Origin of the sequence: Paenibacillus bovis (assembly GCF_001421015.2) — a bacterium.
Lineage (GTDB): Bacteria > Bacillota > Bacilli > Paenibacillales > Paenibacillaceae > Saccharibacillus > Saccharibacillus bovis.
On the sequence record NZ_CP013023.1, the window covers coordinates 490,164 to 505,251 of the forward strand.

Annotated in this window: 13 protein-coding genes; 1 reads left to right on the plus strand and 12 read right to left on the minus strand. The window is 49.8% G+C overall.

Annotated features, from left to right (window positions below):
- Window positions 1-520 precede the first annotated feature (520 nt).
- Window positions 521-862, minus strand: a complete 342-nt coding sequence (locus AR543_RS02095; protein WP_017813347.1) for a zinc ribbon domain-containing protein YjdM — start codon at window positions 860-862, stop codon at window positions 521-523.
- Between the two features lie 222 nt (window positions 863-1,084).
- On the opposite strand from AR543_RS02095, the gene AR543_RS02100 reads away from it, so the two are divergent.
- Window positions 1,085-2,023 carry a prenyltransferase gene (locus tag AR543_RS02100; RefSeq protein ID WP_227871816.1) on the plus strand — a complete coding sequence of 313 codons (939 nt, stop codon included), beginning with the start codon at window positions 1,085-1,087 and terminating at the stop codon, window positions 2,021-2,023.
- A 304-nt stretch (window positions 2,024-2,327) separates the two neighbouring features.
- Here the strand turns inward: AR543_RS02100 and AR543_RS02105 are convergent, their stop codons facing one another.
- The 11 genes from AR543_RS02105 to AR543_RS02155 all read right to left on the minus strand — a co-directional run bounded on the left by AR543_RS02105 (window position 2,328) and on the right by AR543_RS02155 (window position 15,001).
- Window positions 2,328-3,266 (minus strand): sensor histidine kinase, encoded by a 939-nt coding sequence (locus AR543_RS02105; RefSeq protein WP_060531416.1) that lies wholly within the window; start codon window positions 3,264-3,266, stop codon window positions 2,328-2,330.
- Window positions 3,266-3,994, minus strand: coding sequence for a response regulator transcription factor (locus AR543_RS02110; protein WP_227871817.1), 729 nt, complete (start codon window positions 3,992-3,994; stop codon window positions 3,266-3,268). Before AR543_RS02110 ends, AR543_RS02105 begins: the two co-directional genes overlap by 1 nt.
- The gene (locus tag AR543_RS02115; RefSeq protein WP_060531418.1) at window positions 3,991-4,704 is read right to left on the minus strand and encodes an ABC transporter permease; all 714 of its coding nucleotides are present in this window, start codon (window positions 4,702-4,704) and stop codon (window positions 3,991-3,993) included. The genes AR543_RS02110 and AR543_RS02115 overlap by 4 nt, the downstream gene beginning before the upstream one ends.
- A complete protein-coding gene (locus AR543_RS02120; RefSeq protein WP_060531421.1) occupies window positions 4,704-5,624 on the minus strand; it encodes an ATP-binding cassette domain-containing protein in 921 nt (306 codons plus the stop codon). Before AR543_RS02120 ends, AR543_RS02115 begins: the two co-directional genes overlap by 1 nt.
- Entirely contained in the window at window positions 5,618-6,280 is a 663-nt protein-coding gene (locus AR543_RS02125; protein WP_060531423.1) for an ABC transporter permease, read from the minus strand. Before AR543_RS02125 ends, AR543_RS02120 begins: the two co-directional genes overlap by 7 nt.
- Window positions 6,280-7,044, minus strand: coding sequence for a lantibiotic immunity ABC transporter MutE/EpiE family permease subunit (locus AR543_RS02130; protein WP_060531425.1), 765 nt, complete (start codon window positions 7,042-7,044; stop codon window positions 6,280-6,282). Before AR543_RS02130 ends, AR543_RS02125 begins: the two co-directional genes overlap by 1 nt.
- 1 nt (window position 7,045) lies before the next feature.
- A complete protein-coding gene (locus tag AR543_RS02135; protein WP_060531427.1) occupies window positions 7,046-7,807 on the minus strand; it encodes a lantibiotic immunity ABC transporter MutE/EpiE family permease subunit in 762 nt (253 codons plus the stop codon).
- Window positions 7,804-8,547, minus strand: coding sequence for a lantibiotic protection ABC transporter ATP-binding subunit (locus AR543_RS02140; protein ID WP_174703724.1), 744 nt, complete (start codon window positions 8,545-8,547; stop codon window positions 7,804-7,806). Before AR543_RS02140 ends, AR543_RS02135 begins: the two co-directional genes overlap by 4 nt.
- Window positions 8,548-8,657: 110 nt before the next feature.
- Entirely contained in the window at window positions 8,658-10,010 is a 1,353-nt protein-coding gene (locus tag AR543_RS02145; RefSeq protein ID WP_060531431.1) for a lanthionine synthetase C family protein, read from the minus strand.
- Between the two features lie 14 nt (window positions 10,011-10,024).
- Window positions 10,025-11,788, minus strand: a complete 1,764-nt coding sequence (locus tag AR543_RS02150; protein WP_082472312.1) for an ABC transporter ATP-binding protein — start codon at window positions 11,786-11,788, stop codon at window positions 10,025-10,027.
- Window positions 11,789-11,887: 99 nt separating this feature from the next.
- Window positions 11,888-15,001 carry a lantibiotic dehydratase gene (locus tag AR543_RS02155; RefSeq protein ID WP_158523919.1) on the minus strand — a complete coding sequence of 1,038 codons (3,114 nt, stop codon included), beginning with the start codon at window positions 14,999-15,001 and terminating at the stop codon, window positions 11,888-11,890.
- Window positions 15,002-15,088 lie beyond the last annotated feature (87 nt).

The following is a 15,088-nucleotide window of genomic DNA, read 5'->3' on the forward strand; positions in this document are numbered from 1 at the left end:
TATCCTCCTGTTGGGTGGGCTTTGCCATATTGGCAAGCCATCGTTTGCTGTCTCAGCAAGCCGTCGTTTGCTGTTTTCAGCAAGCCGTCGTTTGCTGTTTTCAGCAAGCCGTCGTTTGCTGTTATAACATCACGTTATATGCTGTTGTATCGTTGTTGGGTTCGTTATATTTATTGTGTTTATTGTTAATCGAATGGGATGGATTGTATAACTACCAAGCTGTTTTCCAAAATATCTTTAAATCGAAATATTATATTATCTTTATTTAAAACTATTTTCTGGTATATTGCAAGCATTATGTAACAATCGCTGCTACTTTTGCCAAGCTGTTCTTTTTGCTATTGGGATAGAATGCGCTCTTTTTATTTTGAAAATAGACAGCTGCCGTATAATGTCACCCTGCTATGTGGTTCTGCTGTATATTCTTCCTGCTGTAGTCATTATTATTGTGCACTGGTATAGAAAGTTACGTACGAAAAAGACACAGCCGCGTATCTGCGCTGTGTCTTTGAAATACATACTAATTCTTTTTCACAAATTCCGATTTGAGCTTCATGGCGCCGAATCCGTCGATTTTGCAGTCGATGTTATGGTCGCCATCCACCAGACGGATACTTTTGACGCGGGTACCGATTTTGAGTACAGAGGAGCTTCCTTTTACCTTGAGATCCTTGATCACTGTTACCGCATCGCCATCCTGCAAAATATTGCCGTTGGCATCCCGTACCACAAGTGCGTCTTCCGTGCTGTCTACATCTTCACCCGGTGTCCATTCGTGGGCACACTCCGGGCAGATCAGCAGATTGCCATCCTCATACGTGTACGCGGAATTGCATTCCGGGCAGTTCGGTAAATCTGTCATACCTTCACTTCTCCATTTCGTTGTCGGATTTGTCTATTTTCCCATAGTCCGGTGCAGCTGACAATGTTTTGGGTATTCTTTTTGCCGTTCATGGTTCCCTGACAGTCCAGTTGTGTAGTATATAGTAGTCTCTGACGCCGAACCATTACAGCAGCTATATTCTTTTGCCCTGCTGTCTTTACATAGCATGACCTATACCTGTGAAATTGGAAAGGAGTGAATGTGTTGAGCGATTCGATTCTGCGCGCTTTTACACTCAAAAACAGTCTCAAGCTGCTGCGTCCGGCAGCCGTGCTCTGTTCCAGTGTAGCCATTATTTTCTCCGGCGTGTTCCCGCTGGCTGCCTATTATGAATTGTCGGTCTCTTCGCTGGTGATTACTGCATTGCTGCTGCTGATTGGATGTATTCTGATCCATGGCGTACTGACTCATGCGCTGAATGATTATGCCGATTATCTGTCCGGAACCGATCAGCTCAGTCCGGCCATGCTATCCGGCGGCAGCCGGGTTATTCAGGAAGGACGGATTTCTCCGGCTGCCCTGCACCGATTTGGTATCGGCCTTACGATTGTGCTTATAGCAGCTACAGCGATCATTGCCTTGTTCGGTCATTACGCACTGGCCGCCCTGCTGCTCATCGGAATATGGGGCGCGGTCTCCTATTCGCTGCCTCCGCTGCGTTTCAGTTATGCTCCCCTGGCTGGAGAATGGCTGAGCACGTTCCCGTCCACCTTTTTCCTGGGACTTGGCGGTGCCTGGCTGATGCTCGGTACATTCCCGCAGTGGGCCGTACAGAATGCGCTGATTAATGCACTGTACTGCGTCGCCTGGGTTATGGTGCATCATATTCCCGATCTGGACGCGGATCGCCAGGCCTCCCCGGTCAAGCGTACCAGCGTCGTCTGGGCAGCAGACCGATGGGGAATCGGCTACAGCCGACTGCCGGCGCTGGTATACCTGGGTCTAATCGCACTTTGTGTCGTCTGGTTGCTGGGAACCGGACGATTATGGGGAGCCGCCGGTATCGCTGTCATGGTCGCTCTGTCGGTGTACTGGATCTGCCGGATGGATGTACGCGATCCGGAACAGGTTACGAACTGCGAGAAAAAGCTGCTGCTGCTCGCAGTAGGTGGAGCAGTATGGCTGGGGATTTTCATTTGAATATGGGATTACAAATTAACAGGGAATTGCTGTTTGCTCCAAGCATTCGGCAATTCCTTGTTTGTGGAATAGAACATTACTGTGGATATTCACGGCAAGAAATACACTGCTACTTATACGGCAGAAGACAATGCTTACTTTGACCAGTTAAGATATGGAGCTATCAGCATCTATTCGATTCACAATCATCAATTGACTGCTACTGTGAGCGGTAATTTCCATGTTGCTATGTTTGCAGGTGATGTGAAGATTACGTATCGTTATGACTCAGCGAGTCAACGATTTAAGCCGGATCAGTTAAAGTTTATTCCTCTTTCCCCAGGTCCCTTTCCAGACAGAACTTAAATGAAGTTCGTACATAGGGCGTACTCTCCACCCGAATCTGCCCATGCTGCTTCTCTACCAGCTTTTTGGTGATAGCCAGCCCCAGGCCGCTTCCGGCAGGGGAGTGGCGGCTGGCGGATGCCTGATACAGCCGGTCAAACAGCAGAGGAAGCTCGTCTGCTGGGATGCCTTCTCCCGTGTCCCATACTTCCACCCAGGCCTGGTTTCTTTCTGCCCACAGACGGATGCCGTGTCGTCCTTCACCTCCGTGCCCGTACCGGATCGTATTGGAGATCAGATTGGACAGGATACGCTCCACACTGACCGGATCAGCCTGAACGAGAACAGGGGCGGCGGGTAATTCCAGTTCGGGCGGTATGCCCCATTTCTCGAATTGGTCGATCACCTGTACGATACATTCTTCGATCTTGGCCGTCAGATTGACCTGCTGAAAGTGAATCTGGATATCCCCGGATTCCAGCCGTGTCCATTCGAAGAAATTCCCGAGCAGCTGGGTCAGCGCCCTAGCTTTGTCAAAAATAATATCCCTGTATTTCCCCGACAGTTCCGGGTCCTGAATCACTTTCGGGTTTTTTAGCATCTCGGCATACCCGGACAGGGAAGTGAGCGGTGTCCTCAGATCATGAGCGATATGGGTCATGACCTGCCGCTGCGTTTTCTCCAGCTGCATCGCCTGATTATGGAACAGATAGATTCGGTCGCGCAGCAGATTGAGCTGTCCGGCGAGCCGATTAATCACCGAAATCCGGCTGCGGATATGCAAATAGGCAGGCTGCGGATCACGCTGCAGCCTGTCCAGCATCTGTACCATCTGCTGCAGCTGACGGTGAATCACTCCAATATAAATGGCCAGCGCCACACCGACCACACTGACGATCACCAGCAGGATATCGGTCATTATTCCTCCTCCTCATTCCCTCCAAGACGATAGCCGATTCCCCAGACAGTCTGAACATATACCGGGGAAGACGCTTTGTCTTCGATCTTCGTACGCAGCCGCCGGATATGCACCATTACCGTATTCTCATCTACATCAGAGGAATACGGCTCTTCCCAGACCGATTCGAAGATCTGGGATTTGGTAAATACGCGCTGCGGCTGCGACATCAGCAGCTGTAAAATGGCAAATTCCTTAGCGGTCAGTGTACGATGCTCTCCCCGGATTCGTACCTGATATGTACTGCCGTCGAGCTCCAGCTCTTTGTATTTCCATACTTTGTGGGCGGGCTGCTCGGATTCGCTGTAGTAAAAGTACCTGCGCAGCTGCGCTTTGACCCGTGCCAGCAGCTCACCAAGCAGAAAAGGCTTGGTCAGATAATCATCCGCTCCACCGGCCAATCCGGCAATTTTGTCGATCTCGGCATCCTTGGCAGACAGAAGAAGCACCGGGATTTTTTTCTTTTCCCGGATGCGTCGCAGCACTTCCAGTCCATCCAGACCTGGCAGCATAATATCCAGAATGACCAGATCGTAATCGGCTGCTTCAAATTCCCGAATAGCCTCCAATCCGTTATGTATCTGAATCACGCCATAATTTTCCCCGATCAGCGTCTGGGCGATCAGATCGCATATCTCGATATCATCCTCAACGATCATAATTCGGGCCAGTGTCATCGATCTATTCATCTCCTCTGCAATCTCCTGTACATCCATCCGCCCCATACCAGGCATATCGCTCCCAGCACTGCATAGATCACCAGTGGATAAGCCTGATCCGGCCATGTCCCTTTTCCCGTTCCGTGTAAATAGATGGAAGGAACCAGCCACGGATAGTATATGATCCAGTCCGGTACCCGGATGATCAGTACCAGCCCGAGCAGGAACTGTCCCAACAGTACGATGGTCAAATACAGCGATGTCCGGCTGATCAGAGCCAGTACGGCACCATATGCCGAGAAACCGGCATAAATTATCCAGGAGACGACCAGATCCTTGATGAACCATTTACCCAGCGCAGCTGCCGACACAGAAACATCCAGCGCCCACAGTCCAATTAACAGCGTAATTAGCTCCGATCCGAATAGCAGCAGACCCATGAGCAGCAGACTGGTGAGGATTTTGGCGGTATACCATTCTCCCCAGTGAAAAGGGTACGTCTTGTGCAGACTCAGCAGCCCGCGATCCCGATCCCGTGTAAACAAATAACCGGCCAAAAAAGTAAAAAAAGTCGGCCGGAACCACAAATTCATATAAGTCTGATCCATTAGGTGCTGCCAGCTTCCGCTGTCTGCCTTGAGCAGCGTAATGAGCAGCTGCAGCACCAATAGCAGGATCATTAACCGCAGCACAACAGAGCGTCTAAATAAAAGAAGTTCCCTGAAAATGAGTGTCAGCATCAGTTTCCTCCAGCATGTGAGATAAGTCCGCCTTTACCGGAACCGTAACTCAGCTCATACACTTCAATCTGCTCGGTAATGAGCATTCGGTTGATGGCGCCCGCCTGATCCAGCTGCTCATAGACGAGAATAACCGACGGCTCGGTCACCCGGTAATGATAGATGCCCATACGCTGTTCCAGCAGCAGGCTGGCTCTCTGATCATCGCTCACTCTCAGAATCAGATGATCTTTAATTTTGCTGTGATAGACGGTGCCCGGCAGTTCTTCGGTCAGTCGTCCCTTTTCCATCAGTCCGACTGTCGTCACACAGGCAGGTACATCCTGCAGCTGGGATGCTGTCATGATCACGGTCATATGGTAAATTTCACACCATTCCCGCAGAATATGTATCGTTCGTGCACGTACTTCAGGTGCTAATCCGCTCAGAGGCTCATCCAGCAGCAGCAGCTCCGGCCGGTGCAGCAGTGCTCTCGCAATTGCACAGCCGCGTGCCGCTTCTGCCGGAATCCGGCCAGCACGCTGATGGGCGTACTTTTCCAGTGACAGTAGTTCCAGCATGGTATGGGAAGCCTGTTTGTCCGGCACTCCCATCATCCGGCGGTGAAGTTCCAGATGTTCATACACCGTCAGATTCGGGACAAAGGATAGCGGTTCGCACATAACGCCAATCCTGTTTTTCCACACATAATCAGAGTGGATATTGATGCTGCCGAACCATTCCAGCTTGCCGGATAGCGGCACAAGATCACCGGCCAGCCCGCGCAGCAGCGTTCGTTTGCCGCTGCCCTTTTCACCCAGGATGACATAAAATGCCCCTCGCTGCACATCCATATTGAGCCGTTCCACCCGGACACCGGAGTCGCCGGCCGACAAGCAGAGATGATCTGCATGTATAAGCCTATCAGGATGATCTACCATCGTCTCTGTCTCCTTACAAACCATAGTCCTCCTCCCAACCAGAGCAGCAGGCCCATACCCGCCAGCAGAATGGCGGTCAGCAGCAGTTGTAGTCCGGTCGGGTCTATCACTCCATACCCGGTCAGCGTGCGCCAGGCGGTAGCTCCAATAATACCGACTACTCCTGTAATCACGGTTAGTGTACGCCCCCAGGCCGCTGCCAACAGCAGCAGTGCCAGACTATAGGGTACAAAAAACAGCGCAAGTCCTGCCCAGCTGCCAATCCAAAAGCCCACCGTCAAACCGGCAGCAGGCAGCAGACTGAGTAGCAGCAGGCAGATCAGGAACAAGCCGTTGGTCAGTACCATCAGCACCAGCAGCGCCGCCCCTTTGAGTATATAAAGGGAAAATACGGACAAGGGTCTGACCAGCAGACCCTTCCACTGCTCCATATGCATCATCGTGCCGGCCATCAGCGCACAAAAAATGGGCAGCCACAGATTAAACCATACCAGCAGACCATTATCGATCATCGCTTCGATCTGCAATCCACCCTGAGGCCTGCTGTACGCCTGCCAGGCACAGATCAGGGCAATCACTACCGGTGCACCGACGACCATCCATGGAATAAAGGTATGGCGGTATTTCAGCAATTCGGATCTGATGCGGTTGACCATCAGCCTGCCTCCCTTCGCTGAAACCAGAATGCAGCCAGAACAGCCAGCAGCAACAGACTGCAGGCAGCCGCTGGCAGTACCATCTGCAGCGTCTGAACGGCATCCTCGCCAGGCAGGGAATGCTCCATCGCAAAGTAGGCTGAGTAGGCTGCCCGCACAGCCCACGTCCACGGAAGAGCAATCCACATCCCGTTACCGATATGCGTCGTGCCGATAATTGCCGCAATCAGAATGCCAACACTACCAAAGCCTACTGCTACAGGCCAATCGAACTTGACAGCCAGCCACAAGGAAGCAGCCAGAATCGGCAGTGAAGCGATCCATCCGATCAGAATCGCTCCGCACAAAGCCAGCGAATCGGTCAGGGAAAACGGAATATACAGCAGCCCCATGCAGATATGCAGCAGAATCAGCAGCCAGACCGTACTCAGTAGCGTCTGTATGATCAAAACGAGCAGCTTGCTCATATACAGCCGCCAGGGGGCAATTGCATGGGAGCGCAGCGCCCGCCAACGCTCGGCTTGAATATCCAGATGGGCAGCCAGACCGGCGATCAGTCCCCAGATCAATACAATCAATGCACCATACCATATATCTCCTACAGTATCAAAAAGATTTAAATAAATCCATTTATTAGAACCATTTCGCAGCGGATAGCCATACATGAGGATAATACCCGCAATCGCACACGGGGTCAGCCAGAGAATCCATGGTATGGCTGTCCGCCGATACTTTACCCATTCCGATCGGATACCCTGCCACACGTTACCCAACCTCTTTTCGGCTGAAAATAAATGCGCCCAGCCCGGCAAAGATCGCACATTCTGCCAGACTGCCGAATACACTGCCCCAGACGAGTGTCGCCTGGTTCGTGAGGGTCTGCACATCCAGCGACATGCCATTGGTCTGGAATCCCAAAGTCATGCCCAGTGCCCGGATCGGCAGCATCCATGGATAATAGTCCATTCCAGTCACGCCGCTGCTCAACATAATGGACAGAAACAGACCGATCAGACCGGCGATCACTGTCCAGCCAAATGACAGCAGATGGGCAAGCAGCAGCATAATCGCCAGCTGTCCCATTGCACACAGCCAGGACAGCCCCACTGCATACAACAGTGTACTCCACGGCAGCGTACCGTCCAGATTCCAACCGCAGAAGATAACCAGTCCGGCTGCCAGCAGCAGGCAGGCGACGAATACCTGCACAGACAGGACGACCAGCTTGGACAGGTACAGACCTGCTTTGCGAACCGGATGGATCTGGAGTAGCTTGGGCGATCCCGATTTCCTTTCATAGGAGACGGACAAGGCCGTAATCAGAATAATGCCAAAAGGCAGACCGATCACCGACCACCAGTTGTACACATTCATTAGCGCCCGCGACCAGTCGGTGAACCCAGGTGCAATAAAGTTAAAAGCCAGCTGCATAACAGCAAAAACCAGCGGCCCGGCAGCGATCAGCCAGAGGGTGAGCGTTCGGCGGTATTTGATAAATTCGGAGCCCAGATAAGAGGTCATATTCATCGATACATCCCCTCCAGTGATCCGCTACGGCCTGCGGCATAGTGCATAAAGATTTCTTCCAGATCTTCCTGATTGCCATGCTGCTGCATCAGATCATCCAACGTACCCTGATACTGCATCTCACCCCGGCTGATAATGCCCACATCATGCACAATCTGGGATACTTCGCTCAGAATATGGCTGGACAGAATCACTGTAATTCCCTGTCCGGTAAAGGAATGAATCAGCTCTCTCATCTCCCGGATGCCCATCGGATCGAGTCCATTGGTCGGCTCATCGAGAATAAGCAGATCCGGCTGATTGAGCAGCGCGGAAGCGATGCCGAGACGCTGTTTCATCCCGAGTGAATACGCGGCAGCCTTTTTCTTGGGCAAGGTCTGGTGCAGACCGACAATCTCCAGCACCTCATCGATCCGACTCTCCGGCAGACCAAGCAGACGCTGATGCACCTGCAGATTCTCCCTGCCGGTCAAATGCCCATACAAAGCAGGAGCTTCGATCAAAGCCCCTACCCGTGCCAGTGATTGTCTGCTCCATGGCTCGTCAAATAAACGGATACTGCCGGAAGACGGATGAAGCAATCCGACCAGCAGCTTCATCAATGTCGTCTTGCCGGCTCCGTTCGCGCCCAGAAGTCCATATACTCTTCCTTTGCTCACTTTGAGATTGACGTTGGAAAGTGCGGTTTGCTTGCCATAGGTTTTGGTCAAATTCTGCGTCTCTATAATCCATTCCATCATATAGCCTCCTTGTTCTATTCATCGTTATCTTCATGATATAGAACAAATCTTAACCGGCATTGAAGCAAGTCTTACGAATTCCTTACATCGCTGTATGAATAGTCATAGGATCAGGCAATAACAAAGACATGATCCCATACCAGTTTGTCCATCGGCTGATCCAGGGACAGCAGTGTCAGGGCTACTCCGGCTGCTCCGTCCAGTATCCCCGCTTTGTGGATATACTCCTGCACTTCCAAGTCACCGAATACAAAGGGCAGCTCCGGATCGTAATGGCGGAGCAAAATAGACAGCACTTCCTTGATATAGGTATGAAAGCGTTCCTCTCCGCTCTCTGCTGCCATGCGTGACGTAATATGCAGCAGACCGGCATATCCATGGCAAAAAGTAGGCCCGGACAGCTGCCACTGCGCTTCTCCTCTTTTGAAAATAGAGTCAAATCCGTATAATCCCTGCTGATAAAACTCTTCATTATCCAGCGCCTTGCCGGCCAAAAATAAGGCACGTGCTGTACCTGCTGCTCCATAGCACCATGCATCCCGTGCTCTTTCCGGAGCTGTCTGCCCTGTAGTTTGTTCCTCATAGGAGATAAAGCTGGTCCAATAGATGCCGCTCTCATCGGTGCGGGCTGCATCGATTAGCCAACGGGCCATCACTTCGACAGCCTCCCGTTGCCCTTCGACTTCAATATTGTGAATCAGTGCAATACTCAGCAGTGCCATTGGGCCGGGAATGCCATGAGCAAGACCACAGTTGAAATTGCCATTGGGAAACCTCTTTTTGTCTTCATCTGTAAATTGATGCTTTTCAGGCACATACCAACCGGGTACATCGCGGCCATTGATCGTAATCGGCTGGGCCAGCTCTACCATATAACTCAGGATGCTGCACAGGGTGGTCTTTGCCTTGGCCTCATCGGCAATCTCCAGCAGATAGCGGCCTGTACCGGTGAGACCCATAATAACATCGTAGAATACGGGTGATACGCCTCCCTGATTATTGTAGAAAAAATACTCATCCCGTCTGAGCTTATCCTCCACTTCTGCAATAATCAGCTCATTCAGCTTATCGAGAAATCCCTGATAGCGGGTTCCACCGTGTGATACCGCTTTAATGGCTACCGCCACTCCCGCCAATCCGCTAAACATGGACGCATTGGGATAACCTTCATTGCGCAGTCCTTCCTGCAGGGCAAGCAGATGATCATGGGCAATCATATCCCAATTATCTTCAGGGAACTGTCGGTCCAGTTCTCCAAACAATAAAATAATGCCAGGATAACCTGCCGACAGCAGTGTATCCTGCCATGGATGATCTCCAAAAACAGAAATATTACCAGGCGCCATCACCTGCTCTTTGACTTGCAGAGGATTCTTTAGACGCTCGGCCACCTCCATCGCGATGATTTTGGCTTTTGCTGACAGCTCTGTATGTTGCGCGCTTTCCCGGACAATTTCACTCATATGTGCAGTCTCCTTTATCCCATATTGGTATGCAGAACTTCTTCTTCCTGTTCCTTGCTGGCATACGATTCTGCCTGTATACGGTACATGCGTGCATAATTTCCATTCAGAGCCATCAGCTCTCTATGGGTCCCCATCTCGATAATTTCGCCCTGATCCATCACCCAGATCTGATCCGCAAAATTAACCGAAGACAGCCGGTGTGAGATAAAAATACCAATTCGATCTTCAATTAAACGACCCATCCGCTCGAATACATCCCGCTCGGCTTCCGGATCAAGAAACGAACTGGGCTCATCCAGAATATAGACATCTGCTTCCCGCATAAAAGCTCTCGCAATCGCAATCCGCTGCCATTGTCCGCCGGATAATTGGTGACCTTCTTCAAACCACAATCCCAGCTGGGTATCGAGTCCTCTCGGGAAACTTTGTACTAACGGCTGAATGCCTGCATATTGGGCAGAGGTCAGAATTTTCTCTTCATTTTCGATTTCCTGAATATTTCCATAGCCTATATTTTGCCGGACCGACATTTCATATTGCACAAAATCCTGAAATACTACACCAATCCGGCGCTGATAGTCCTCGATATTCCAGTGGTTGATATCCTGTCCGTTCACCAGAATCCGACCGGCTGACTGCTGATAGAGCTTCATAAGCAGCTTGATCAGCGTCGATTTACCTGATCCGTTATGCCCGACGATAGCTATTTTCTGACCGGTTCGAATCGTAAAATTCAGGTTGTGGAGTGCATAGTGGTCCGAGTTCGAATACTGAAAGGAAACATCCCTGAATTCTATGTCCTTGATAGCATGCAGCTTTTCGCCTTCTGTAATGGAAAAAGCCCTCTTTTCCTCATAATCCAGAAAGGTAAACAGCTGTTCCAGATAAAGATTGTTCTGGCACAAAGCAAGAAGCTCCTGTACAACCGCTTCCGAACGACTTTGGATCTGGGTAATGGACTGCAAAATAGCAACTACGTTGCCTACGGGAAGCGCTCCGCGCAGTGCAGACAGCATTGCCAGCACAATAACCGTGAATGAAGCGATAATCTCGATCAGCTCATACAGGGAAGCATATTTTACACGATTGGCCGCCAGCTTTTTGTCCTGTTTGAAAAATCCATCGGTAATCGCTTTGTACTTTTGGGTGAAATGTGCTCCCAGATTGTAAAGTTTCACTTCTTTGAACGTATTATCCCTGGAAATCAAATAACTCAAATACCAGGCAGATCTCGATTTGGAAGCTCGGCTCCACAGATTTACAAACTCCTGCTGTCCTATTTTCAAAAAGGTAAAAAACGATATGGCTGGCACAATGATCAGAATAACCGCGGCCCACCAGCTCCAGCTCACAATAATAACAGAGATCGAGATCAGGGAAATCACATTGCTGAGAATCGAGAAAATCTGCTTGGCAATCTGGAACGGACGAAATCCCGACTCGTTCTGCACACGTTTCAGTTGATCTTGCATCTCTGCATTTTCAAAATCTTCAAGAGAAAGAGTCGTTGATTTCTCAATAACCGCTACATTGATATGATTGGACAACTTGGTCTGATACAGCGTCTCAAAATAATTCTGGGATGTAGATGTCAGTCCATATACCACCGCAATAGCCAGGAAAAACAGCAGTGCACTCACCATCTCGGAATGCCCTGCTGAAATGGAATTGATCATCTGCTGGGTGGCCTGAATGGACAAAGCTGGCAGAAAACCCTGAAGCAGATTGATAACCGACATGATTAGCAGATATCCCGGTGAAATGGTCCATAACATCTGAAATACTCTGGGCCAGTAGCGAAAGGATCTTATAATATTGGAAATGCCCGGCTCTTGCCCGGTTCCAACTCCTGTTCCATCAGACACCTGTCTCACCTACCTCTTGATATGCTTGAAATACTGGATGACATTATCGATCGTATGTCTGGCAAATGCGAGACATTTCTCTTCCATCTCCCGGTCGACGCCAAATACACGGTTAAAATGCATATGCAGCAGACTGGAGATGATATTATAGCTGTTGTTGTACAGCAAGTTTTTGCGGCTTGCTTCATGAATCCATCGGCTGAAGCAATCGGCCGACATATGCCTTTCTACAAAGGCCTGCTTTATCCATTCTCCTCCGTCCATCCCTGTCAGTACTTCTTCATAGGAACTTCCGGTATAGAGCGCCATGAGTGGTGTACGCCATTCACGGAATTCTTTTTGATACAGCTTTTTGTCCACGGTAAAACTCAGCAGCTCCAGCATCTGCTCATGCGATAACTGCATTTGACCCAACAAATTCAGTGCACTGATCGCTCCCAGCACATAAGGCGGCAGATTGGTCTTGCCATAGCGCAAAAGATAGACAAGCTGGCTTGCCGTCCGGCTGTCTTCCGAGAACAGCTTCTCTGCTTCATCGATAAGCTGCGGACCTCCGTACCGTTCCACTTCCCGTTCATACGTATCAATAACGACTCTGCGGATCAGTCCCTGCTGCAGACATTGCTGTGCCCACTCATTGACACGCGGCAGCAGATTCGTCAAAAGGCTCTCCGGTTGTCCACTGAAACGAAGCCGGATATGAGAGTCCGGGTCATTGTAGCGTATGAAATACCATTGCTCGCAGTACCCCTGCTCGATCATCTGCTGGCAAAAGTCATACATTGCATTGGTAATAAACTCATCCTGGCGGTTATCTCCGCCATACAGTTTAAAGTACAGCCAATCACTGCCCGGCAGTCTGATTTTGTTTTCGGAAGATACGGTTCTCGATAAGGTTGGGATACTTGGTTTGGCAAACTGGAGTCGATTTTTCTCCAGTTGAAATACGAACTCGGTCTGATAATGCCCTTTCTCATCCTGCACCCAGCGATCACTTGTGTCTCCGATACGCTCAATCAGATGTACCATCTTTTTCGTCTGCAGCTCCTTATGAAGCTCTTTAAGAAATTCTTTATTCGTCAAATCCATCAGGATGCGGTTATCGGTATCCATCAAATAGACAAAGCGCGGTACACGCCACTGAGCTCTCCACTGTTCCATCCATCTATACCACTGCTCCATATCCTGCAGCACTCCAGCATCCTGGAAATTGGATTGGAACAGGGCCCATCTGGCCGGAGCAAGAATGGTGCGCCGATAGCGAACTCTTGGCAAATACGGCAGGTTCTCCATAGATCCCCACTCAAACGGCTGCCAGGTACGCACAGATTCAAAGGAAAGTTCACGCATAAAACGGTAAATATGGGGGGAAGCCTGGAAATTGTACATATGTCCAGCTGTTACAATAATCTGTTTTCCCAGTGATCTGGATTTCAGTACCAATCGGTCATGAGTCGCACAGACCAGCACATCGTCCAGACCGATCGCTTCTTTTCCCGGTGACGTGTTGATCCCGATTCCAATCTCGTAGTCTCTCAGATTGGGAGCCACGATCACATTCGCTGCTCTTCCAAAACCAGGAATATATGTAGCTTCAGCAAAAAGCACATCCGGGTTAGCGATCTGCTCTTTCTGACGAATTGCTTTAAACTGATGTGCCGGCTGTTCTCCCAGCATATCCATAAATCGGCCAAACGTAGCCCCTGCTTCAAAAGAGCCAGGATTGGGACCCAATACGATGTTGAACTTGCCCTCGTCCAGTTCTTGCGACGAAGCCGCCAGCACTTCCGCATATATTTCAATAGAGCTTGCGGCTTCGTCGACTTCTTCCCTGTCTCCCCACGCCTGCTCTACCATATCGTCGGTAATCAGAATTTCATGTTCTTCGTTTAATAAAGCATTTTCCATTAGCATCATCAGTTTGCGGTCGAATTCGACTCTGCTGGCTGTTCCTCCACTGATGTCGTTTGACTGATTCCCTTTTTTTAGATAGGCTTCCGGTACACCAAGCCCGGTCTCTTCGTTGAGCAGTTCCAGAATAGGAACGTCGCATGATATGCCATACTTTTCGATAAAATTATTGTGATATTCTTTCAGATGCGGAAATCCTCTTTTACTTTTGGCGATTTTCCATAATACTTCAGCTACTTCAGCAATATCCTCTCCTACCTGATGATTCAAATGGATCGTCTTGGACAGTAATGCCAGATCGACCTGAGCCATTGACTGCATTTCACCATAATTTTTCATATATTGCTGTAACTCCAGATAAGAAGACAGTCCCTGTCCCAGTTCATACTGATCATAATCGTGCATCGACTGCTTGGCTCGGGTCAGCAATTCAACTTCCGCTTCAGCACCTTGAATCCGTCCCAGCCGGCTCAAAATGTAATCCAGTGGAGAAGATAAGGTCAAAGGTGGCCGCAGCTCGCTAATCAGGAATTCTTTGGTAAACAGCTCCCACAGAAAATGAAAAATCACTTCCGCGTTAACTCCTTCGGTATCTTCGTACTCCTTGAGCATCTGCTGCATAATCATGCCGAATGCAACCGGCTGTTCACTCAGTTCCAGTGCACGGACTGCTGGCGGAGTGGCCCGCACTGTTACTTTGCCAGGTTTGGTATCCGTTCCGGTGACTTTGTTGAACATCTGGCCCATCAGCGATGGATACAGCAGTTCAATGCGTCCGCCTGTATTTTGTACAGCTTGGTTTTTTTGTACCTGCAGTTGCATAACGATTTCCGGACGCTGCTCCAGCTGGTATACGATAAATAACAGCCATTCCATATCCGGGCGTGTACGTTTCATCAGATACTTGGTGTTCAGGTTCACCTCTGTCTGTTCGGCCAGGTTCCCTGATGCAACCGATGCAAACAGGCCGAATGGTGTAGGACGGGTAGACATCCTGGACAGATACTTTAGCAGACTCGCAGCGATCTGTTTCTGCTTTTTGGGATTCTTCTCTTCTTTAAAATTAGGCATGGCTTCATGCAGGTTCTCACTCGCTACGGCAATCGCTTCCTGGACCAGCGGATCCTGAATGGCAATATCCAGCGAATCCTGAAGATCTGCCGCGCATAACTGTTCAAAATACTCCAACGGCAGTAGGGGAGTTCTCATCATAAACAGGGATAATGGAGAATAAATCTTCTCTTTTTTTGACTTCTTCTCAGGCACCATGGTTTTTATCTGCAAGCCATTTCTCCACCT

Bases quoted from the DNA above. Each gene is read 5' to 3' on its own strand.
- AR543_RS02150 (WP_082472312.1), bottom strand. From the start codon at position 11,788: ATGTTATGGACCATTTCACCGGGATATCTGCTAATCATGTCGGTTATC.
- AR543_RS02095 (WP_017813347.1), bottom strand. From the start codon at position 862: ATGACAGATTTACCGAACTGCCCGGAATGCAATTCCGCGTACACGTAT.
- AR543_RS02135 (WP_060531427.1), bottom strand. From the start codon at position 7,807: ATGAATATGACCTCTTATCTGGGCTCCGAATTTATCAAATACCGCCGA.
- AR543_RS02155 (WP_158523919.1), bottom strand. From the start codon at position 15,001: ATGATGAGAACTCCCCTACTGCCGTTGGAGTATTTTGAACAGTTATGC.
- AR543_RS02115 (WP_060531418.1), bottom strand. From the start codon at position 4,704: ATGCTGACACTCATTTTCAGGGAACTTCTTTTATTTAGACGCTCTGTT.
- AR543_RS02120 (WP_060531421.1), bottom strand. From the start codon at position 5,624: ATGGTAGATCATCCTGATAGGCTTATACATGCAGATCATCTCTGCTTG.
- AR543_RS02140 (WP_174703724.1), bottom strand. From the start codon at position 8,547: ATGATGGAATGGATTATAGAGACGCAGAATTTGACCAAAACCTATGGC.
- AR543_RS02125 (WP_060531423.1), bottom strand. From the start codon at position 6,280: ATGGTCAACCGCATCAGATCCGAATTGCTGAAATACCGCCATACCTTT.
- AR543_RS02105 (WP_060531416.1), bottom strand. From the start codon at position 3,266: ATGACCGATATCCTGCTGGTGATCGTCAGTGTGGTCGGTGTGGCGCTG.
- AR543_RS02110 (WP_227871817.1), bottom strand. From the start codon at position 3,994: ATGAATAGATCGATGACACTGGCCCGAATTATGATCGTTGAGGATGAT.
- AR543_RS02145 (WP_060531431.1), bottom strand. From the start codon at position 10,010: ATGAGTGAAATTGTCCGGGAAAGCGCGCAACATACAGAGCTGTCAGCA.